This is a genomic window from Rhodococcus sp. ARC_M12 (assembly GCF_022810385.1).
Taxonomy (GTDB): domain Bacteria; phylum Actinomycetota; class Actinomycetes; order Mycobacteriales; family Mycobacteriaceae; genus Rhodococcoides; species Rhodococcoides navarretei.
The window spans coordinates 204,792-225,078 of the sequence record NZ_JALGQI010000004.1 but is presented as its reverse complement, the minus strand read 5'-3'; the positions used below and the strand labels follow the sequence as shown (position 1 = coordinate 225,078).

18 protein-coding genes are annotated in these 20,287 nt (G+C 64.7%); 6 read left to right on the top strand and 12 right to left on the bottom strand.

The window, feature by feature from the left end; translation table 11 throughout:
• Nucleotides 1-96 precede the first annotated feature (96 nt).
• The 3 genes from MTX35_RS07690 (at nucleotide 97) to MTX35_RS07680 (ending at nucleotide 3,099) form a co-directional block, all read left to right on the top strand.
• Entirely contained in the window at nucleotides 97-699 is a 603-nt protein-coding gene (locus MTX35_RS07690) for a TetR/AcrR family transcriptional regulator (RefSeq protein WP_308198110.1), read from the top strand.
• Nucleotides 700-820: 121 nt separating this feature from the next.
• On the top strand, nucleotides 821-1,945 hold the full coding sequence (locus tag MTX35_RS07685; protein WP_243594397.1) for a HoxN/HupN/NixA family nickel/cobalt transporter: 1,125 nt from the start codon (nucleotides 821-823) through the stop codon (nucleotides 1,943-1,945).
• A 53-nt stretch (nucleotides 1,946-1,998) separates the two neighbouring features.
• Nucleotides 1,999-3,099 carry a lipase family protein gene (locus tag MTX35_RS07680; RefSeq protein WP_243594448.1) on the top strand — a complete coding sequence of 367 codons (1,101 nt, stop codon included), beginning with the start codon at nucleotides 1,999-2,001 and terminating at the stop codon, nucleotides 3,097-3,099.
• Here the strand turns inward: MTX35_RS07680 and MTX35_RS07675 are convergent.
• Genes MTX35_RS07675 through MTX35_RS07660 form a run of 4 tightly spaced genes read right to left on the bottom strand, consistent with a single transcriptional unit; the run spans nucleotide 3,096 to nucleotide 7,571 of the window.
• Entirely contained in the window at nucleotides 3,096-3,911 is an 816-nt protein-coding gene (locus tag MTX35_RS07675) for an SDR family oxidoreductase (protein WP_243594396.1), read from the bottom strand. The two genes, MTX35_RS07680 and MTX35_RS07675, sit on opposite strands and share 4 nt — an antisense overlap.
• On the bottom strand, nucleotides 3,908-5,509 hold the full coding sequence (locus MTX35_RS07670; RefSeq protein WP_243594395.1) for a bifunctional 3-(3-hydroxy-phenyl)propionate/3-hydroxycinnamic acid hydroxylase: 1,602 nt from the start codon (nucleotides 5,507-5,509) through the stop codon (nucleotides 3,908-3,910). Before MTX35_RS07670 ends, MTX35_RS07675 begins: the two co-directional genes overlap by 4 nt.
• Nucleotides 5,506-6,441: a fumarylacetoacetate hydrolase family protein gene (locus MTX35_RS07665; RefSeq protein ID WP_243594394.1), complete on the bottom strand. Its 936-nt coding sequence runs from the start codon at nucleotides 6,439-6,441 to the stop codon at nucleotides 5,506-5,508. Before MTX35_RS07665 ends, MTX35_RS07670 begins: the two co-directional genes overlap by 4 nt.
• Nucleotides 6,438-7,571 (bottom strand): VOC family protein, encoded by a 1,134-nt coding sequence (locus MTX35_RS07660; RefSeq protein ID WP_243594393.1) that lies wholly within the window; start codon nucleotides 7,569-7,571, stop codon nucleotides 6,438-6,440. Before MTX35_RS07660 ends, MTX35_RS07665 begins: the two co-directional genes overlap by 4 nt.
• 125 nt (nucleotides 7,572-7,696) lie before the next feature.
• Between MTX35_RS07660 and MTX35_RS07655 the strand changes: the two genes are divergently transcribed.
• Nucleotides 7,697-8,350, top strand: coding sequence for a TetR/AcrR family transcriptional regulator (locus MTX35_RS07655; RefSeq protein WP_243594392.1), 654 nt, complete (start codon nucleotides 7,697-7,699; stop codon nucleotides 8,348-8,350).
• A 16-nt stretch (nucleotides 8,351-8,366) separates the two neighbouring features.
• On the opposite strand, the gene MTX35_RS07650 is transcribed toward MTX35_RS07655, so the two are convergent.
• Genes MTX35_RS07650 through MTX35_RS07635 form a run of 4 tightly spaced genes read right to left on the bottom strand, consistent with a single transcriptional unit; the run spans nucleotide 8,367 to nucleotide 12,764 of the window.
• Nucleotides 8,367-9,200: an SDR family NAD(P)-dependent oxidoreductase gene (locus MTX35_RS07650; protein ID WP_243594391.1), complete on the bottom strand. Its 834-nt coding sequence runs from the start codon at nucleotides 9,198-9,200 to the stop codon at nucleotides 8,367-8,369.
• Entirely contained in the window at nucleotides 9,197-10,726 is a 1,530-nt protein-coding gene (locus tag MTX35_RS07645; protein ID WP_243594390.1) for an NAD(P)/FAD-dependent oxidoreductase, read from the bottom strand. Before MTX35_RS07645 ends, MTX35_RS07650 begins: the two co-directional genes overlap by 4 nt.
• A 17-nt stretch (nucleotides 10,727-10,743) precedes the next feature.
• Nucleotides 10,744-11,832: a PDR/VanB family oxidoreductase gene (locus tag MTX35_RS07640; RefSeq protein ID WP_243594389.1), complete on the bottom strand. Its 1,089-nt coding sequence runs from the start codon at nucleotides 11,830-11,832 to the stop codon at nucleotides 10,744-10,746.
• Between the two features lie 17 nt (nucleotides 11,833-11,849).
• Nucleotides 11,850-12,764, bottom strand: coding sequence for a metal-dependent hydrolase (locus MTX35_RS07635; RefSeq protein WP_243594388.1), 915 nt, complete (start codon nucleotides 12,762-12,764; stop codon nucleotides 11,850-11,852).
• A 104-nt stretch (nucleotides 12,765-12,868) separates the two neighbouring features.
• Between MTX35_RS07635 and MTX35_RS07630 the strand changes: the two genes are divergently transcribed.
• Complete coding sequence (locus tag MTX35_RS07630; protein WP_243594387.1) at nucleotides 12,869-13,450, top strand: TetR/AcrR family transcriptional regulator; 582 nt, start codon at nucleotides 12,869-12,871, stop codon at nucleotides 13,448-13,450.
• Between the two features lie 199 nt (nucleotides 13,451-13,649).
• Here MTX35_RS07630 and MTX35_RS07625 read toward each other — a convergent pair whose 3' ends face one another.
• From MTX35_RS07625 to MTX35_RS07610, 4 genes are all read right to left on the bottom strand, one after another.
• Nucleotides 13,650-15,197: a long-chain fatty acid--CoA ligase gene (locus MTX35_RS07625; protein ID WP_243594447.1), complete on the bottom strand. Its 1,548-nt coding sequence runs from the start codon at nucleotides 15,195-15,197 to the stop codon at nucleotides 13,650-13,652.
• 134 nt (nucleotides 15,198-15,331) lie between these two features.
• Nucleotides 15,332-15,961 (bottom strand): TetR/AcrR family transcriptional regulator, encoded by a 630-nt coding sequence (locus MTX35_RS07620; RefSeq protein ID WP_308198109.1) that lies wholly within the window; start codon nucleotides 15,959-15,961, stop codon nucleotides 15,332-15,334.
• 28 nt (nucleotides 15,962-15,989) lie between these two features.
• A complete protein-coding gene (locus MTX35_RS07615; protein ID WP_243594386.1) occupies nucleotides 15,990-18,164 on the bottom strand; it encodes a 3-hydroxyacyl-CoA dehydrogenase NAD-binding domain-containing protein in 2,175 nt (724 codons plus the stop codon).
• A gap of 24 nt (nucleotides 18,165-18,188) precedes the next feature.
• Nucleotides 18,189-19,349 carry an acyl-CoA dehydrogenase family protein gene (locus MTX35_RS07610; RefSeq protein WP_243594385.1) on the bottom strand — a complete coding sequence of 387 codons (1,161 nt, stop codon included), beginning with the start codon at nucleotides 19,347-19,349 and terminating at the stop codon, nucleotides 18,189-18,191.
• Nucleotides 19,350-19,531: 182 nt separating this feature from the next.
• On the opposite strand from MTX35_RS07610, the gene MTX35_RS07605 reads away from it, so the two are divergent.
• Nucleotides 19,532-20,284, top strand: a complete 753-nt coding sequence (locus MTX35_RS07605; RefSeq protein WP_243594384.1) for an IclR family transcriptional regulator — start codon at nucleotides 19,532-19,534, stop codon at nucleotides 20,282-20,284.
• The last annotated feature ends 3 nt before the right edge of the window (nucleotides 20,285-20,287 follow it).

Below are 20,287 nucleotides of genomic sequence, written 5' to 3'. Positions count from 1 at the left end.
GTTGGACGCCGGTGTCACAGGAGTTCAGTTAATGGTTGATAACTGACATCATAGTAAACTACGATTAACTGAGAGTCCAGAGTCGAGGGGGAGCCCGTGCAGGAGCTGGAGGCAAGGCCGACGACGGTGCGCGAGCAGCGCAAGGCCGAGCGGCGACAGCAGTTGCTCGACGCCGCAGCATCGCTGTTCGCCGAGCGCGGGTTCACCTCGGTGCGGCTCGAGGATCTGGGCGCGGCAGTCGGAATCAGCGGACCGGCCGTCTATCGCCACTTTCCGAACAAGGAGGCCGTACTCGTCGAGCTGATGGTCGGGATCTCGGAGTATCTGCTCGGCGGCGGTCGCGACGTGATCGGATCCCGTGACGTCGATGCGGACACGGTGCAGGCCCTGGTCGATTTCCATCTCGACTTCGCCTTCGAGACACCGGCATTCATTCGCATCCAGGATCGCGACCTGCAGAGCCTCCCCGAGGGAGCCCGACGCAAGGTGCGCCGAATGCAGCGTGAGTACGTGGAACTGTGGGTCGCGGTGCTCTGTGCCGTCGACCCGGAGTTGAACGAGGCCGATGCTCGGACCACAGCGCACGCGGTCTTCGGTCTGATCAACTCGACGCCCTACAGTGCGGGGCGTACTCCATCTCGTAGTGCCAGGCCGGTGCTGCGAGCGATGGCGCTGGGGGCCTTGGGCGTGTCGCACTGACCTGAGTGTCCACAATTCGCTTCACCGATCGCGATCCCGCCTGCGGACACAAATAGTGGACACTCAGCGCACCTGCGCTCCATAGGAAGAGCAAATCCTCGATGTCGGCCACAATGTCTGAATGACGACCCAACTCTCGCGCGTCGAGCTCGGACGACGGCAGAGTCGATTCACTCTCGACGAGATCCCTCGGCTGTTGGCCATGGCCGGCTTCGTCGTCGCTCTGCACGTGATCGGGTGGGGGCTGTTCACGCATTACAACTCCATTCCGAGCATCCACAACCTCACCGGAGCCGACGGCACGCTCGTCTACGCCGGCGCAGGCGTGTTGGCATACACCCTCGGACTCCGGCACGCATTCGACGCCGATCACATCGCAGCCATCGACGACACCACCCGCTTTCTGCTGCAGAAGGGCAAGCGGCCGTTGGCCGTCGGGCTCTTCTTCTCGCTGGGTCATTCGACGGTCGTGTTCGTCTTCGTGGCCGCCATCGCCTTCGTCGCGTCGCAGGCGACGGCGTTTCAGGACGCGTTCGCCGGAGTCGGTGGCATCATCGGCACGCTGGTGTCCGGAACGTTCCTGTATCTCATCGCGGCGTTGAACATCGCAGTGCTCGCGGGAATCGTCGGAGTCTGGCGACGCGCGAAGCGAGGTGAGTACACCGAAGCCGGTCTCGACGAGTTGCTGGCCAAGCGCGGGCTCATGAATCGACTGTTCCGGGGCCGCTACGACAAGCTGATCAACCACTCGTGGCAGATGTACCCGCTGGGTCTGCTGTTCGGTCTCGGCTTCGATACCGCCACTCAGGTCGGTCTGCTCGCGATCGCAGGCACGACGGCTATGGCCGGGGGACTCCCGCCGATGGCGATCATCGCGCTCCCGGTTCTGTTCGCCGCGGGCATGACCACCATGGACACCATCGACGGCATCTTCATGTCCAAGGCCTACGGCTGGGCATTCGTGACGCCGGTGCGCAAGATCTACTACAACATGACGATGACGGGACTGTCCGTCTTCGTGGCACTGGTGATCGGCACGGTGCAGCTGCTGACCCTGCTCGCCGAGCAGTTCGAGCTGACCGGCGGACTGTGGGACGCGTTGGCCGTCATCGATCTCAATCTGGCCGGCCAACTCGTCGTCGGCACGTTCTTCGTCGTATGGATCGGAGCGATCGTGTATTACAAGGTGGCGCGCATCGACGAACGCGGTGGCTTCGCACACTCGAACGAAATGGAGACCCAGTGACCTCTCGGCGTCGGATCGGTGCCCTCGCAGTGACCGCGGCTGTCGCGTCGAGCATGATGACGGCGCTGCTGGCCGTACCTGCTTCCGCTGCACCCGCGATCACTCAGGAGATCGGCGACGTCGTCTCGACGCGCGATCTCGATCGCGATCTCTGGATTCCCGGCGCGGCCTCGGCCGAGGTGCTCACCTACGTCACCACCGACACCTTCGGGGAGAAGGCGCTGAGCACCGGCACCGTCTTCCTTCCGCCGGGCACTGCGCCGGAGGGTGGCTGGCCGGTGATCTCGTGGGCCCACGGCACCTCCGGGCTCGGCGACGCGTGTGCGCCGTCGCTGATCGGTCCGTCCTACGCCGAGCGGGATCTGCCGTACCTGGCGAACTGGCTCGCGCAGGGCTACGCCATCGTCGCCAGTGACTATGCCGGCCTCGGAACGCCCGGATTGCCGACCTATCTCGACGGTCGAACCACGGCTCACAACGTGGTCGACATGGTCAAGGCGGGCCGCAACCATAGCGAGGACCTCTCACGATCCTGGGTGGCCGTCGGCCAATCGCAGGGCGGTGGCGCAGCGATCTACACCGCTCGATACGCGACCGAATTCGGCGGCCCCGATCTCCACTACCGCGGGGCGGTCGGTACCGGAACTCCCGCGTACATCGAGAAGTTGCTCTCTATCGGTGGACCCGGCGTTCCGCCGGTGGAACTGCCGTCGGGCCTGACCGCCTACGTCGCGTACATCGGCGCGTCACTGCGCTACGCGCATCCCGAGCTCGGGCTGGACGACATCCTGACCCCGCTCGGGAAGAAGTACGCAGACCTGGCCGAGACTACGTGCGTATCGGACTTCGAGGCACAACTCGACGGTGTGACGATCGGCGACTTCTTCACCGCGCCACTGACCGGTCTGCCGAACTTCACTGCCGTGCTCGACGAGTACATGGCGATGCCCGAGACCGGTTTCGACAAGCCCTTCTTCATGGGCAACGGCCTGCAGGACATCGACGTTCCGTTTCCGACCACCGCGGCCTACGTCGCACGTCTGACGGCCAACGGTCAGCCGGTGACGTTCAGGGCCTACAACACCGACCACAGTGGGGCCTTCGTCCAGTCGCAGGCCGACACGATTCCGTTCGTCGCCAACCTGTTCCGCTAGTTCACCGGCCGCTTGCTGGGAAGTCCGTAGGCACGGGCCGTGAACAGTTCGAGCACTGTGCGCGGAAGCAATCGCTGGGCGAAGAACACCGCCGGAGCATTGCTGCCGACCGCGTAGATGGGCAGCGTCTTCTTGTCCTCGACGGCTCTGAGGACGGTGAGGGCGACGGTCTCGGCCGTGATCCCCTCGGCCTCTTTGGCGTCCAGCTGCGAGATCACAGTGGTGAAGTCGCGAAGGTACGGCGAATGCGGGCCGCAGTACTTGGTGCGACGGGCCGAGAGCCCGGTGGCGATGGAGCCGGGTTCGACTGTGGTGATGTCGATTCCATAGGGCTTGAGCTCGTAGCGCGCGGCCGTGGCGAACCCCTTGATGGCCGCCTTGGTGGCGGCGTACGACGAACGGTAGGCCAGCGGAAAACTTGCGAGCATCGACCCGATGTTGACGATCTTTCCGCTGCCACGATCGCGCATGCCCGGCAGTACGGCCTGGGTCAACTCGATCGCTCCGAATACGTTGAGCTGGAAGAGGCGGGTGATGGCCTCGATGGGCAGCTCTTCGAGTGGACCGCACTGGCTTTCGCCTGCATTGTTGATCAGCACGTCCACCGTGGTGTCGGCGAGGCCGTCCACGAACGCTCGGATCGATACCGGGTCCGTCAGATCCAGATCGCGATAGTCGACACCGGGTATGGGGTCGACCACCGACGAGCTGTTGCGGCTCGTTCCGATGACGTGGTAGCCGTGAGCGATCAGCACCTCGGTGACGGCCTCACCGATACCGGACGTCGCTCCGGTGACAATTGCAGTGTTCATCTACGCCTCTTGGTTGCTGTGCGAGTGGGCCTCGGCTTCGTCGCAACGGGTTCTGGGCATGTGCTCGTCCGATAAGCAGTGGTCGGCACCTGGGTGTACATCGACGGCACCGAGGTGCCCGACGCCATGACCGTGCGGTCCGGTCGCACGATCGCGGCGAGAGCGTGCCCGCTGCGCAGCCAGACTCCCAGATCGGACGATGCCGCCACCTCGACGACGACGGCCCCCCGACGTTCGATCTCTCGACGGTGCCCGCTGGCCAAGGGCGTCGACGAGACGAACATGAACTTCCCCGGTGCGAGGCGGTCCACGCGCATTCCGTTGTCCAACGGGCTGTTGGGACAGAGCTTTCCGGCCAGCGTGCGGACCGGCACGGGCGAACGCAGAACGTACTGCGATCGAGCGAGTGCCGGTGTGGTGCTGGCGGTGACCTTGGCACCGACGAACGGCAGGTAGCCGAGTGCAGGTGCGATGTTCGTGCGCAGGATGCCGGTGAGCCGGCTGCCGCCGGTCATGGCCCGTCCGATAGCCACTGCCAATTCGATCATCTGCTTGGCGTGGGTCCTTCGCTCGGTCTCGTAGCTGTCGAGCGAGGTTTCCTGGAGATGCCCGTCGAGCACGCCGACGAGTTTCCAGATCAGGTTCCGCGCATCTCGCAGCCCTGCGCCCATCCCTTGCCCGATGAAGGGCGGCGTCAAGTGTGCGGCATCGCCGAGCAGAAAGACCCGGCGATCGCGCCACCGGTCGACGACCTGTGCCCGAAAGGTGTACTCGGCGCAGCGAATAAGCTCCATGTCGGGGTCGTCCACAGCTCCGAGCCACGGCGCGATCAGGGGACGGATCGATGCCAGGTCGGTGTAGGCGTCCATGGTCTCGTCGTCGCGTAGTCGAAACTCCCAGCGATAGCGGCTGGTGCCGATGCGCATGTACGTCGCCGAGCGCTCCGAGTCACACACTTGGTGCACGCCGTCCCACTGGTCGAGCTCCGCATCGGTGGCGATATCGACCACCAACCATCGCTGCGCAAACCCGAGGTCCTGCATCTTCGACCCGATGGATGCCCGCACGATGCTGTTCGCCCCGTCGCAGCCGAGGACGTAGTCGGCGGTCACCCAGTGCGGGGTTCCGTCCTCGGTCGAGTCGTACCGGACCCGAACCGAGTCCCTCAGGTTCTGCACGTCGGTGATCTCGCAGTTTCCGCGCATCTCCACGCAGTCGAATCGCGCAATGTGGGTCCGCATCAGACGTTCGAGATCGGGTTGATCGAACATGTTGGCCTGTGGGTAACCGTGTGGTCGATCGTCGGGATCTCGCTCGAACTCGGCAAGCGTGCGAATAGTGTTGTCGCACAACCTCAGTCCTCGACCGGGGCGGGAGATGGCGGCGAAGTCCTCGGCCAGGCCCAGATCGCCGAGGATCCGGTACACCTCGTCGTCGAGGTGCACGGCGCGCGGCTGAGGGTAGACGTCCTCCCACCTGTCCAGCACGAGGCAGGGCACGCCGTAACGGCCCAGCAGCAATGCAGCGGTCATCCCCGTCGGACCGGCGCCGACGATCACCACCGGAAAGTGCGTGCCGTCGGACTCGGTACCGGTCATCGGTAGGAGACCCGGGTGCGTTGGACCCCCAGATCGAGGGCTCCGTCGGGCGTCGAGCAGGTCAGTTCGAGGACGTCGCCGTCCTTGAGGAACGCTGGATTCTTGGCCTGCTTCTTGAAGAAGACCTTCCACTTGACCGACGGCGGAACCAACGATCCGATCATTTCGATCGGCTTGGCGGGGGCCTTCAACGCAGTACCGCCGGGAGTGCCGGTGAGCAGCAGATCACCCGCGTCGAGGCGCTGGAACTTGCTCAGCGCCTTCAGCGATTCGACCGGACGGTAGATCATATCGGCGACCGTACTGTCCTGTCGCACAGAGCCGTTGACCCGCAGTGTCAATGCGAGTTCACCGAACCGGTCGAACTCACCGGCCTCCAGAAGTACCAGGCGCGGTCCGACCGGTGTGAAGGTGGGATACGACTTGCCCTCGTAGAACTGAGTTTTCGGCAGCTGAACATCGCGGGCCGAGACGTCGTTGGTGATCACGAGCCCGGCGACGTAGTCCGCCACGTTGGAGGCGTCGACCTTGGTTCCGACGGTGAGCGTCTTGCCGAACACCAGGCCGATCTCGATCTCGTAGTCGAGCAGCTTGACGTGCGGCGGCTTGATCACGTCGTCGGTGGGTCCGCTGATGGAACCGGAGGTCTTGCGAAAAAACGTCAGCGGAACCGTCTCGGGGTTCATCCCCGAGTCCTTGACGTGGGAGACGTAGTTGGTCATGTTCGCAATGACGCGGCAGGGTGCCGTCACCGGCGAGATCAACGACAGTGTCTCCACAGCAACGACATCGGTAGCGTTGCGCGCGGACTCGATAGCCGCCCGATCGGCGAGTAGCTCGGCGGTGGTGACCGCGGAGGTGTCGATGCGGGATGCGCCGGCGGGGGTCTCGACCCACCAGGCGTCGGCGGTGCGGAGTACAGCGATGCTCATGAGGATGCCACTTTCATCAGGCCGCGAAGGCGTTCGGTGTCGAATTCGTTGTCGTTGCGTAGCGAGGAGAGGATCGACTTCAGCTCGTGCAATGACGCTCTGCTGGGGGCGATTCCGAGAAAGTCCTTCGACGCAGGCGGTCCCCACTGGGCCAGGCCGGATGCCGTCATCGGGGCCCAGCCGGGTTCGAGGGAGTTGTCGAACATGTCGCCGTCGCTGAAATGTTCCACCAGGAAGCCGTCGGGATCACGCCAGTAGTCGAATATTTGGCTGCCCTGGATATGCCTGCCGATACCCCACGAATGTCGGTACCCGCGTTGGGTCAGGTACTCGCCGCCCGCGGCGATCGCGTCGAGATCCGACACCTGGTACGCGGAATGCACGTATCGGTTGGACGGGCCGAGAGTCATTGCGAGAGTGTGATGATCGGACGGAGTGTTGCCGCGGTCGCAGCGGATGAAGCTCATCACCGGACCACGATCACGCTGGCCGTCGTAGTAGAGGAAGTCGCTGACGATCAGGCCGAGGTGGTGCAGGTACCAGTCGAGATTCTCGAGATAGCCGGTGCGTTGGAGCACCACGTGTCCCAGGCGCTGGACTCGGGCGGGCTGACGCGGTGGCCGCTGCGTCGCGTTCAGTCGGTGACGCGGGTCGCCGAAGTTGTAGGTGTGCGCTTGCTGGCCCGGTAGTTCGGGATGCTCGGTGTATCCGGACACCACCTGGACCGGCTGTCCGCCAGGGTCGGTGAGAGTGACCGCTATGCCTCCGAGTGTGTCGGGTAGACGCTGCACCCGCTGCCCGGTGGCGTCGGCCAGTGTCACGAGGTCCGCGTCGTCGGCCGCGGCGAAAGCGGCACCGACGAAGCGTGTTCGCTTACCCCGCCGGATGATCACACACGGTGCGCCGACCTGTGTGCCGCGTAGGTGGATCTCTTCCGGCGTGCGCAGCGAGACGGTGAAACCGAAGGCAACGGCGAAAGCCTCTGCCTTGATCAGATCCGGCTTGCGGAATTCCAGCCAGGCGATGTCTCGAACCTTGATGATCGGATCTTTCGCGCGACCGGGGTGCTCGCCGGGGAGTGCGCCTTGGTCCACGTGCATGTCCTTGTGGCCGTCGACGTCGTGTCCCATGAAGCCCTCCCTCGTTGGTGACACTATCGTCACCTATGACTGCATCATCAGTCAATAGTGTTGACAAATTCGTCAGCGGTGAGGAAGAGTCAAAGCGTCGTCCAGTGGAGAATCGAGTAGGGAACATGACCCAAACCCCCAATCGACTCGAGCGTCGCAAAGCCCAGACGCGTGGTGCGTTGATTTCCGCCGCGCAGGGCTTCATTGCCACCGGGGAACTGAACGTGCCGATTGCGGAGATCACCAAGGCCGCGGATGTGGGCATGGGTTCCTTCTACAACCACTTCGAGAGTCGGGACCAGCTGTTCCAGGCTGCAGTAGACGGTGCCCTGGAGTTGCTGGGCATGTATCTCGATTCGCTGACCGACGTCGATGCCGATCCGGCCGATGCGTTCACTCGATCGTTTCGGATCTCCGGCCGCCTCTTCCGTCTGCAACCGGAACTGAGCCGGGTGCTCATTCACTCCGGCCCCGAACTGATCACTTCGCAGCACGGTCTGGGTCCCCGAGCGGCGAGGGACATCGGAGCCGGAGTGGACGCAGGGTACTTCCGCGTACCGGACATCCAGCTGTCCCTGGCGCTCGTGGCAGGCGCACTTGTCGGCTTGGGCCAATTACTGCTCGAGCAGCCGGATCGTGACGACGCGCAGGCCGTCGACGCGATGGCATACAGCGTGCTGCTTGCGCTGGGAGTGCCCGACGACGATGCCCAGGATCTGTGCGCACGACCTCTGCCCCCGATGAGTGACGTACCCAGCGTGGACGGGGAGCGCGGGTAGCCCAGGCCGGAAAGAGTCAGTGGGCGCGTGTCTTCTCCAGATCACGGATGATGCCCGCAACTCGACAGTCCCGGACGAGCCTGCGTTCCAGAACCGGATTGAGAACTCCGCGGAACCAGAAGTACGGCGTCCATACGGCCGGCGCGACGAGCCGTGCCCGACGCGTATGCACCGCCCGGACCAGCAATTCCGCGGCGCGTTGGGAGGGCAATCGCCTGTTCAGCGGCCATGGGAGGAATCCGCCGATTCGCCGGCCCATCGGATCGTTGTCGAGAGTGTGGCGTGCGAGGTCGGTATCCACCACACCGAAGTAGACAAGGCCGGCCGATGCTCCGACGGCGGCGAGTTCGATCCTCAGGGCGCGACCGAGCTGTTCGACCGCCGCTTTGCTCACCATGTACGCGGACCCGCCCATGCCGGGAGTGAAGGCGGCACAGGATGATACGAGCAGAATGTGACCCCCGCTCGCCACGATCTCGTCGGCTGCGGCCCGCACGATGTTGAGCACACCGCCGAAGTTCACGGCCATCACCGAGTCGAAGACCACGCGGTCGATCGACCGAATCGTGGCGGGCGGCGGTGTGATGCCGGCGTTGGCGATCACGAAGTCGAGACGGCCCCACGTGCTCACCGTCGCGGCGACGCAGTCTGCCATCGCGTCGGGATCGGTGACGTCGCCGGTGAGCAGCAGGATCCGTTCGGAACTCACGGCGTCCGGCGGAAAGTCTCGATCCACCACTGCCACCGAGGCACCAGCGGATACCAATTCCGCGACCGTTGCGGCTCCGATTCCACGCGCTCCACCGGTCACCAACGCCACTTTCCCGTCGAGCTCGATGCGATTGTTCATGCGAGGTCCTTCGTTGTGACGAGCTGGGTATCGGGTTGGAAATCCGCACTGCGCCAGTGGTAATGGTCGAGATCGATCGTGGCCATACGCTGGGTGAAGTTACGCACCGAACCGGGCCAGTACGTCACGTTTCGGCCCGACGGGCTCAGGTAGTAGCTGCTGCATCCGCCGGAGTTCCACACCGAACCCGCGAGCGTGCGGTCAGTGTGTTCGGCGAATGCCGATTGCGCACGCATGCTCACCTCGAGCGAGGCGATCGCGTGGGAGTCCATAGCGCGCAACGCCGCGAGAATGTAGTTCACCTGCGCCTCGATGGTGACCACCTGCGAGGTGTACACCACCGAATTGGGGCCGAGCAGCATGAAGAAGTTCGGGAAGCCGTGCACCGTCGTACCCCGGTACGACGACATTTCACCGTCGGGCCACTTGTCTGCCAACGACTTTCCGTCGCGGCCGACGATGCGCCTGAAGCCGGTGTGGCCGGAGACGGTGAATCCCGTCCCGAGGACGATCGCGTCCACCTCGTGCACGGTCCCGTCGGTGGTGACGATGCCCTCGGGCACGATCCGAGCGATCCCGGTGGTCTCCACGGTGACGTTCTCTCGGCACAGTGCGGGATAGAACTTGTTCGAGAAGGTAGGTCGCTTACAGCCGAATTCGTAACCAGGCGTGAGCTTCGCGCGAAGAACAGGATCCTTCACCTGGCGACGAAGGTGGGCACGCCCCATGGCCGTGAGCGGTGCCAGCAACGAGCGATGGCCGATGAGTCCGGGGACCAACGCTTCCTGGAACAGATCGAACACGCGGCGCATGGCCCGCTGGGCCCGGGGGTACTTCCTGAGCACGGATCTGCCGGATTCGGAGATCGGCCGGTCGGGGTGCGGAAGAATCCATGTCGGCGTTCGCTGGAACAGAGTCAGGTGTGCGGCCTCGGGGGCAAGACGCGGAACGAACTGGACCGCAGATGCTCCGGTGCCGATGACGGCGACGCGTCGCCCCTCGGCGGAGTGCTCGTGGTTCCACTTCGCCGAATGGAATACGGTGCCTCGGAACGATTTCAGGCCGTCGATCTCGGGTGTGGCCGGCTCGCTGAACGGACCGAGGGCTCCGATGAGGATGCGCGCCGACCACGTTCCTGCACTCGTCCGCACCACCCATCGGGCCCGCTCGTCGTTCCAGGTTGCGTCCAGTACCTCGTGACCGAAGCGGATTCGATCGCGGATCCCGAACTTGTCGGTGCAGTCGTTGAGGTACGCCTCGATCTCGGGCTGCAGCGGGTACAGCCGCGTCCAGTCCGGGTTGGGCGCGAACGAGAAGGAGTACAGCGCGGACGGGATGTCGCACTGCGCACCGGGATAGGTGTTCACGTGCCACGTTCCACCGACGGCGGTGTCGCGCTCGAAGATCAGAAAGTCGCCGCGTCCTTCCTGCTCGAGTCGGATTGCGGCACCGAGACCACCGAAACCCGCGCCGATGATGGCGACGTCGATCTGCGGCATTGCCGTGCCGGATTGTGTTGCAGTCATGAGAGTTCGAGCTCCTTCTACAGATCGAGGACGAGAACTTCGCCGTCGACGGCACCACGCGAGACACACAGGGTGAGAGAGTTCTCGCGTTCGGAGGCATCGAGAACGCGGTCGCGGTGATCGACGCGTCCGCCGACGAGACCGACCACGCACGCTCCGCAGAAGCCCTGGCGACAGGAATAGGGCTGGTCCGGCCTCGACCGACGGAGGGCGTCGAGAGCGGTCTCCTGGGCACCGACCTCGACGGTCTCGCCGGAACGGTCGAGCTGCAACACGAACGGCGTGCCGTCCACCACCGGTGCGGGCGCGAACAATTCGGTGTGGAATTCACGGACGGCCGTACTCGAGAGGGCCTCGGCGCGAAGCCTGCTCGACAGTGCCGCAGGCCCGCAGACGTACATCGCGGAGTTGCCCATCCCGAGATCGACGATGTCCGCCGGAACGGGAAATCCGTCTACATCGTCGGTCTTGACGATCACCTGGCCACGCGAGGTCAGTGCCAACTGCTGCAGCACGGCGACGAACGGCAGACTCGCCCGAGAGCGACCGTGGTAGTACAGCGTCCACCGCGCCCCGTCCTGGGCGGCGCGTTCGATCATCGCCCGGATGGGTGTGATGCCGATTCCGGCGGCCACGAAGAGGTAGTGCTCGGCCTCGGCCATCGGAAAAGCGTTGCGGGGTCCGCGAACGCGGAGAACATCGCCGCGGGCGAGGGTGTGAATCTCGGTGGACGCGGTGCCGCCGGTGATCTTGCGGACGCTGATGCGGTAGCGATCATCTGCGCCGGGGCGACCGGCGAGCGAGTACTGCCGCACCGAGCCGGACGGGGTGGTGACGTCGATGTGCGCACCGGGCAACCACGTCGGAAGCGGTGCACCGTCTCTGCGAGACAGCAACAGTGAGCGAACGTCCTCGGCCTCGTCGATCGTGTCGTCGACGACGGTCTCGAATTCGTATCCGACGCGTCGCCGGGGCCGCGCAGGGGACAGGGCCGTCACGATCGACGAATCGGTGACGAGTGCGGCGTAGAGGCGGGACGCGGCACCGACGGCCCGCAGTCCCTTTCCCGGTGCTGTCGCGGTGATCTCGCCGAGATGGCTGTGCACTGGAGGTGCTGTAGGTGTCACCGCTGGGCCGCCAAGGCCGCGGGGGACACTGCCAGATACTGCACGGCCTTGTCGATGTCGCCCATCTTCGAAGGGTGGAAGCCCGGACGGATGTAGAGGGCGAGCTGTACGAACAGGAACGACAGACCGGGGATGAGGTTCTTGCGTGACGCGCGTGCGAAAGCGAGCGGCCAGGGGGTGCGCATTCGGCGCTTGCCGGTGCGCGGCGTGGCAACCGAATTCTTGTACAGGTACGCGGCGGTGCTGAACCACAGCACGGCCAACCCCGCGCTGGCTATCACCGCGGTGCGGGCGCGGCGGAATCCACCCCCGTCGACGTACTGGAACGCGTCGAATGCGACGTTGCGGTGCTCGAGCTCCTCCGCGCCGTGCCAGCGCAGCAGGTCCAGCATCGTGGGGTCGACGCCGATGCGGTCGAATTGTGTGTTGTCGAGCAGCCATTCGCCCACCACGGCAGTGAAGTGCTCTGCCGCTGCATAGATTCCGAGGCGCTCGTTCAGCCAGGCTTTTCCGGCGCGGCCGGTGAGTCCGTGGTCGCCGAACACCACGCCGACGGCGAAGCGAATCCGCTGCAGAATCGGTTCGATGTCCACTCCGTGCGCGACGAGGTAATTGCGGAAGCTCTCGTGGGAGGACGCGTGCGTTGCTTCCTGGCCGACGAATCCGACGACTTCCTCGTGCAGTCGCCGGTCGTCGATGAACGGCAGGGCACGGGCGAACACATCTGCCATCGCGCGTTCCCCCTCGGGCAGGACCAGGTGCATCACGTTCCAGAAGTGCGTGGCGTACCACTCGTGAGGGATGTATTGCAGTGGAACGCCGGACCAGTCGAATGTCACCGCGCGCGCCACTATCGCGTAGGACTCGTCCGTGTAGCGCCCGTTCGAGTCGACCGTCTTGTTTCGTGACATTTCGAACCCCGTTTCTTCCCGATGTCGAACTCGATGCTACATAGCAACACAAAGTGTTGCAATGTTGCATTCAGCTCGAGTCGGTCGACCGTTAGGATCGAGCGATGCATCCTGACGGTGACGACGGCCCGATTCTCGATGCCGCCTTGGAGCTGTTCGGTGAGGTCGGAATTCCTCGGACCACCATCGGCGACGTGGCCAAGCGCGCCAGAATCAACCGGGTGACCGTCTATCGCCGGATCGGATCCAAGGACGACTTGGTCCGGGCCGTCATGGCGCGGGAGTCGTCGCGACTGTTGGTGGCGGTGACGGCTGCGGCCGCGGAGCAGACGTCACGGGCGGATCGGGCGGCGCACGGATTCGCCACGACCATCGACTCGGTGCGCACCAATCCGGTGCTGCTCACGATGTTCGATTCCGAAAGTTCCTTGGTGCTCGAGCAGTTGACCACGAATGCGTCGGCGTTGCTGGGGCCCGCGATCGACGCTGCCGCGCACATCGCAAGGGGTGAACTGCAATCAGATACGTTCGCGGTGCCCGACGCGCCGGAAATCGTTGTACGCGTTGTTCATTCGATTCTGTTGACGCCGACGGCCGCTGCTCCGCTCGATTCGTACGACGATCTGCTTGCGTTTGCACACCGCAACATCGTGCCGCTGCTCGTCAGTGGGGACCACCGTAACTGACAGTTGAACTCGAGCAGCTGCGTGCCGGCCTGCGCGCGCATGGCTCGAACGCTATGCGCGCGTTGGCGATTCACTGGTGGACGACTACGAGCGAATTGCGGCGACCGGCATGGGTGAGGCCGAGATTCATCAGGACGAAATTCTCGAGCGCGCGGGCTGTGACCCGAGGACTCGTCAGGCAACATCGACCGTTGCGTGATCACAGAAGTGCTTCGGTGGACTCCGTGGCGACGTAGGCGTCCCGCAGTTCGCGCTTGAGGATCTTGCCCGCGCCGCTCATGGGCAGTGCGGTGACGAACTCGATGGTGCGCGGCGTCTTGTATCCGGCAACGTAGCTGCGGGTGTGATCGCGAAGTTCCTCGACCGTCGGCGAGGTGCCCTCGGCCAGCACAACACAGGCGTGGACGCGTTCGCCCCATTCGCCGTCGGGAACACCGATGACGGCGCAGGCCAGCACCGAGGGGTGCAGGCTCAGTGCGCTCTCGACCTCGGCGCTGTAGACGTTCTCGCCACCGGTGATGATCATGTCCTTGAGTCGATCGACGACGAACAGGAATCCGTCGGCGTCGAGGTAGCCGACATCGCCGGTGTGCATCCAACCGTCGCGAACGGCCGCCGCGGTCTCGTCCGGCTTGTTCCAGTAGCCCAGCATCACGTGTCCACCGCGAACGCAGATCTCGCCGACGGATCCGGTGGCCAATTTCTCGTCGTCGGGGCCGAGAATCTGGATCTCCGAGTGCGGGGCCGCGCGACCGGCCGAGCCGATGCGTTCTCCCACATGGTGTTCCGGCCAGAGCAGCGACGCGACGGGTGCGAGCTCGGTCATGCCGTAGGCCTGAGTGAGGCGAGCCTGCGGGAGCCGGGCGAGGGTGCGCTCGAGGACACCCGCGGAGATCGGTGATCCCCCGTACAGCACGCGGCTCAGCGAGGAGGTATCGAACTCGCTCAACGTGGGGTGGTCGACGAGAAGCTGAATCATTGTCGGTACCAACAGGACATCGGTGATCGAGTGCTTCGCGATCGCTCCGAGGACGGCGGTCGGCTCGAAGAACGGAACCATGACGTGGGTGCCGCCGAGCATGACCTGACCCACCCACGCGGCCAGATCGGCGAGGTGGAACATCGGAGCGGCATGGAGCAGGATCGATGCGTCGTCGAGCAGCTGCCCGGTCGCCACCGTTCCCAGGCCGGAGGTGACGAGGTTCGCGTGCGAGAGCATGACGCCCTTGGGGAAACCTGTGGTGCCACCGGTGTAGAACAGGCCGGCGAGTGCGTCGCCGCTGCGTCGCGCGTCGGGAATGGGATCGTGGGTCGCCACCAGGTCCTCGTAGGAGACCATGCCCTCGGGGGTGGCACCGTCTCCGCAGTAGACGATGGTCTGCAGGCCGGCACAGGCCGGGCGTAGTGCCGGGACCATGGCACCGAACGTGTCGTCGACCAGCAGGACCTTGGTGTCGGAGTCGTTGAGTGCGTACGCGACCTCCACGGGCGACCACCGGATGTTCACGGGGTTGAGTACGGCGTCGGCCCACGGCACCGCGAGCAGGTACTCAGAGTATCGGTCGCTGTTGAAGGCGAGCATCGCCACGCGATCGCCGCTCTCGACTCCGACGGAATGCAGGCCGGCCGCCAATCTCGCGACGCGGTCGATCTGCTCCGAGAAAGTCCGCACGCGATCGCCGAACACCGTTGCTGCGCGATCGGGTGTGGTGGATGCGGATCGATGAAGGCCTTGGGTGAGATACATGGCGAAGTCCCTTGCGCGAGAGGGGGCGACATGCGCCCGGGTGAATACGGTCACAGTTTCACCTTATTGGCGCGGTGTCAATAGTGACTGCGTGCAATGCCGCTTGGAGTCATGCAGCGAAATGAATTGCCCGGCTAACGATCTGGGGCGTCGTCGAGAGAGCGCGAGGTTGCGAGAACGGTGACGAGTACGTCCGTCAGCAGTACTTCCACCTGTTCACGGGTCAGCGTGCCACGCACCAGCCACTCGCGGCCCGCCGCCTTCACCATGCCGCCGAACGCCCGCACGGCGGAGGTGGCGATGCGTTTGTCGCCGCGGTGCGCATCGAAAGCCGTTGCAGCCAAGACACGCTCGGCAGCAAGGTCGTCTGCCTCGTCCAGAATTTGCGCCACCTGCTCGTCGACGCCCGAGCCGCTCGCCACCGACACCCACGCAGTGCCGTGCGTTTCTATGACACCCACCAGCCAGTGCACACTCCCGCGAGCCCTCTCCTCGACCGAGCCCGTGGGCAAGTGCACGTCCTCGATCGGTGGCACGGTGACCAGGAAACGAACACACTCGAGGTACAGATCGCGTTTACTGCCGATGTAGTGGTGGATGAGCCCGCGTGCAACACCCGCAGCCGCAGCCACGTCGGCCATCGAGACCTCGGCGTACGGCTTGTCGCCGAACAATCGAACGGCGGCGGCCAGAATCTGCGTCCGTCGCTCGTCCGGTTCCAGTCGGTTCCACTTGGGTGTACTTGCAGCCGGCATGGTTGTCATGATCGCACCGAACCGAGCGAGCGCGATCTCAGAGGTACCGCTCGGTGCGTGAACGCAGCGACCTCGGCACGACGAACCTGTCGCCGTACCGCGCCTGCAGCTCGTCGGCTCGGTGCACGAATCCCGGTAGTCCACCGTCGAACTGGTTGACGAATTGCAACACACCCCCGGTCCAGGCTGGGAAACCGATACCCAGAATGGAACCGATGTTGGCGTCGGCGACGGTTCGGAGGACGCCCTCGTCGAGACACGCGATCGAATCCAGTGATTGGGCGACGAGCATCCGATCCATCATGTCCTCGAACGGAATTCCGTGATCGGGGCGGTGGTAGTGGTCCACCAGACCCGGCCACAATCCAACCTTGGTGCCGTCCTCGGCGTATTCGTAGAACCCGCGTCCGGCCTTGCGGCCCGGACGGTCGAACTCGTCGACCAGACGGTCGACGAGGGCATACGAGTTCGAGACGATCCACTGTCGACCGTCAGCGTGCGCGGCGTCGGCCATGCCCTCGCGGATGTGTCGGGACAGGGTCAACGAGATCTCGTCCATCAGGGCCAGCGCACCGGACGGGTAACCGGCCTGAAGCGCGGCCTGCTCGACGGTGGCCGGATGCACGCCCTCGGCGACCAGCGATATCGCCTCGTCCATGAACCGGCCGATGACGCGGGTGGTGAAAAAACCGTGGCTGTCTCCGACCACGATCGGGGTCTTGCCGATCAAGCGAACGAAGTCGAACGCGCGGGCCAGCGCGGAGTCGCTGGTGTGTCCTCCCACCACGATTTCCACCAACGGCATCTTGTCGACCGGGGAGAAGAAGTGCGTGCCGATGAAGTCCGAGGTGCGCGAGACTCCCGTCGACAGTTCGGTGATGGGCAGTGTCGAGGTGTTCGAGCACAGCAGTGCATCGGCGGTCAGATACTTGTCGACCGCCTCGAAAGCACCCTGCTTGACGGCGGGATCCTCGAACACGGCCTCGACGACCAGATCGCACCCCTCGGCATCGGCGGCGTCGGAACTGGGCGTGATGAGCGCGAGCACCGCATCGGCGTCGGCCTGGGTCTTACGTCCCTTCGCGACGGCCTTGCCGAGAATCGAACGTGCGTAATCCTTTCCACGCTCCGCGGATTCGATCGAGATATCGCGGAGGGTCACCGGAACCCGTGCCGAGGCGACGACGTAGGCGATGGCGGCACCCATCATTCCGGCCCCGATCACCAGCACTTTCTCGGGGACTCGATGTGGTTCGGCCGGAGGGCGGGAAGCGCCTTTGGTGATGGAGCCGAGATCGAAGAACATCGACTGGATGAGGTTGCCCGAGATCGGCCCACACGCGAGCGACGTGCAGTAGCGGGTTTCTACGATCGATGCCGTCTCGAAGTCGAGTACCGACCCTTCCACGGCCGCGGCAACCACCGCGATCGGAGCGGGCATGGGTGCACCCTTGACTTGCTTGCGTACCCTTGCCGCGAAGGCAGGCAGCTGCGCAGCCAATGCGGGTGAGGCTGCGGTGCCGCCGGGGATCTTGAATCCCGTCCTGTCCCAGGGCTGCAGCGCTTCTGGATTGGCGACGATCCAGGCGCGAGCGCTGGCCATCATCTGCTCGTGGGTGTCGACGACCTCGTCGACGAGTCCGAGTTCGAGTGCCTGCACCGGCCGATACCGCTGGCCCTGGCCCACCACCTGTGTCAGAGCCTTGACGATGCCGAACATGCGGACCGTCCTGGTGACTCCACCGGCCCCGGGAAGCAATCCGAGCGTCACCTCGGGCAGCCCGAATCGAGCCTTGCTGTTGTTCTGGGCAATTCGGTGATGACAGGCCAGCGCGATCTCGAAGCCTCCGCCGAGTGCGGTGCCGCCGAGCGCAGCCACCACGGGCTTGCCCAGCTTCTCGAGCCGGCGAAACTTGTCCTTGGTGAAGTCGAGGGCCTCGGCGATGGCCTGGTGGTCACCGGGGCCTGCATCCCGCAGCAGCTCGAGATCGCCGCCGGAGAAGAAGGTGTCCTTCCCCGAAGTGACGATGACACCGTCGTATGCGTCGCGGTTGGCCTCGAGCCAGTCGACCGTCTGCCCGAGTGACTCGCCGAACGCAGCGTTCATCGTATTGGTGGACTGAGTCGGGTCGTCGATCGTCAGTACGAGTACGCGGTCGGTGCCGATCTCGCCGGTGATCGTGGACGTGTGCAGTGCGGCTGGGCTGTTCATCGGATCCTCGGGTCGGTGCGGGTTCTACAGAGAGCGAGAGATGAGGTCTTTCATGACTTCGTTGGCACCGGCGTAGATGCGTGCGATGCGGCCGTCGACGAACATTCGGGCGATGGGGTATTCCTCCATGTATCCGTACCCACCGAAGAGCTGCAGGCAACGGTCGACCACCTCGAACTGTCGGTCGGTGGTCCAGTACTTGACCATTGCTGCCGCGGTGACGTCGAGGCTGCCCGAGATGTGCTGTGCCAATGCGTCTTCGACGAAGGTGCGCACGACGCGGCCGATGGTGGCACATTCGGCGAGCTCGAACTTGGTGTTCTGCAGATCGAACAGTGTCTTGCCGAAAGCGCTGCGCGACTTCGTGTACTCGACGGTCTGCGCAACGGCGGCATCGATCATCGCGGCGGCGGCGATGCCGCAGATCAGGCGTTCCTGGGGGAGTTGCTGCATCAACTGCGCGAAGCCGCGTCCCTCTACTTCGCCCAGAAGATTGGCGGCGGGGATGCGGAGTCCGTCGAAGGTGAGTTCGGCTGTGTCCTGGCCCTTCTGACCGATCTTGTGCAGCACGCGTCCGCGGTGGAAACCTTCGGTGTCGTCGGAGACCTCGGCGACGAGCAGTGACAGTCCCCGTGCTCCCGCGGACGGATCGGTCTTGGCGGCGATGATGATCAGATCGCAGTGAGCTCCGTTGGAGATGAAGGTCTTTCCGCCGGTCACGACGTAGTCGTCGCCGTCACGCACTGCGCGGGTGGTGATGCCCTGCAGATCCGAGCCGGTGCCCGGTTCGGTCATCGCGATGGCGCCGATCCACTCTCCCGAGCACAGCTTCGGCAGCCACTGCTGCTTCTTGTCGTCGGAGGCGTAGGCCAGGAGGTAGTGCGGAACGATGCCGCTGTGTACGCCGAGCTGCATGGCCGAGTCGCCCGCGCGGACCTGTTCCTCGAACAACACCGCCTCGTGGCGGAAGTCGCCCCCGCCCCCGCCGTACTGCTCGGGGATCGACATGCCGAGCAGCCCGAGGCTGCCTGCGGTGCGGTACACCTCGCGGCTGGGGCGCCCGGCTGCCGCGAATTCCTCGCGGTGGGGCGCGACCTCCTTCTCGAAGAATCCTCGGGCGAGCTGTCGCACGTCGGCGAGCTCGGTAGCGACATCGTCACTGGTGCGGTCTGCGAGTGCAGTCATGGTGGGTCCTTGGTTCGAAGCGTGCCTGTGGCTTGTTGGCGCTACGCCAATAATGATTGCGCGACGGGGTCGTGGATGTCAACCAACGATGCTGCGCACCTCTGCCGAACTCGAAGTTATGGATGGATTTGCGTCCGAATTCATCCCTAACTTCGAGTTCGCCGGGGGCTATCGTCGTGCAGGTGGCAGGCAATACGCGGGATCCCGGGGCATCGGTGGCCTCGCGACTGTTGGCTCTGCTTGCGGCGTTCGACGAGAAGACCCCTGCGCTCACGCTGACGGAGCTGGCGGACGGTGCCGACCTGCCCGCTGCCACCGCGCATCGTCTGGTGCGTGAACTGGTCGACTGGGGCGCGCTCGTCCGCGGCGACGACGGCCGCTACGTGGTGGGGAGGCGACTGTGGAAGTTGGGCTTGCTGGCACCGGATCAAGCCGATCTGCGAGAGGTCGCCTCGCCGTTTCTGCACGACATCTACGGCGCGACGCTCGCCACGGTGCACTTGGCCATTCGCGACGGCGACGAGGTGCTCTACCTCGACAGGTTGGCCGGACACGCGTCGGTGCCTGCGGTCAGCCGGGTCGGAGCTCGCCTGCCCCTGTATGCGACCGGAGTCGGCAAGGTGTTGTTGGCCTACGCCCCGCGCGAGGTGCACGATCGCGTGCTGAGGAACCTGGCCCGCATCACCCCGTACACGGTGACTCATCCGGGAACGTTGGACGGTGAATTACGTCGCGTGCATCGTGAGGGGTACGCGCAGACGGTGGAGGAAATGACGCTCGGGGCGTGTTCGGTGGCCGTGCCGGTTCGCGGCGAGGACGAGAGTGTGGTGGCTGCGCTGGGCATCGTGGTGCCGAGTATCGGTCGTGATCGAGCCAGATTGGTTGCAGCTCTGCAGGTTGCAGCCCGAGGGATCGGGCGAAGCCTGCGCGGATGACTG

What these genes read in the sequence shown, in the direction of transcription:
- MTX35_RS07670 (WP_243594395.1), bottom strand. Translation starts at nt 5,509, where the DNA reads ATGACCGGTACCGAGTCCGACGGCACGCACTTTCCGGTGGTGATCGTC.
- MTX35_RS07610 (WP_243594385.1), bottom strand. Translation starts at nt 19,349, where the DNA reads ATGACTGCACTCGCAGACCGCACCAGTGACGATGTCGCTACCGAGCTC.
- MTX35_RS07615 (WP_243594386.1), bottom strand. Translation starts at nt 18,164, where the DNA reads ATGAACAGCCCAGCCGCACTGCACACGTCCACGATCACCGGCGAGATC.
- MTX35_RS07685 (WP_243594397.1), top strand. Translation starts at nt 821, where the DNA reads ATGACGACCCAACTCTCGCGCGTCGAGCTCGGACGACGGCAGAGTCGA.
- MTX35_RS07625 (WP_243594447.1), bottom strand. Translation starts at nt 15,197, where the DNA reads ATGTATCTCACCCAAGGCCTTCATCGATCCGCATCCACCACACCCGAT.
- MTX35_RS07635 (WP_243594388.1), bottom strand. Translation starts at nt 12,764, where the DNA reads ATGTCACGAAACAAGACGGTCGACTCGAACGGGCGCTACACGGACGAG.
- MTX35_RS07650 (WP_243594391.1), bottom strand. Translation starts at nt 9,200, where the DNA reads ATGAACAATCGCATCGAGCTCGACGGGAAAGTGGCGTTGGTGACCGGT.
- MTX35_RS07620 (WP_308198109.1), bottom strand. Translation starts at nt 15,961, where the DNA reads ATGACAACCATGCCGGCTGCAAGTACACCCAAGTGGAACCGACTGGAA.
- MTX35_RS07645 (WP_243594390.1), bottom strand. Translation starts at nt 10,726, where the DNA reads ATGACTGCAACACAATCCGGCACGGCAATGCCGCAGATCGACGTCGCC.
- MTX35_RS07655 (WP_243594392.1), top strand. Translation starts at nt 7,697, where the DNA reads ATGACCCAAACCCCCAATCGACTCGAGCGTCGCAAAGCCCAGACGCGT.
- MTX35_RS07675 (WP_243594396.1), bottom strand. Translation starts at nt 3,911, where the DNA reads ATGAACACTGCAATTGTCACCGGAGCGACGTCCGGTATCGGTGAGGCC.
- MTX35_RS07630 (WP_243594387.1), top strand. Translation starts at nt 12,869, where the DNA reads ATGCATCCTGACGGTGACGACGGCCCGATTCTCGATGCCGCCTTGGAG.
- MTX35_RS07660 (WP_243594393.1), bottom strand. Translation starts at nt 7,571, where the DNA reads ATGGGACACGACGTCGACGGCCACAAGGACATGCACGTGGACCAAGGC.
- MTX35_RS07680 (WP_243594448.1), top strand. Translation starts at nt 1,999, where the DNA reads ATGATGACGGCGCTGCTGGCCGTACCTGCTTCCGCTGCACCCGCGATC.
- MTX35_RS07665 (WP_243594394.1), bottom strand. Translation starts at nt 6,441, where the DNA reads ATGAGCATCGCTGTACTCCGCACCGCCGACGCCTGGTGGGTCGAGACC.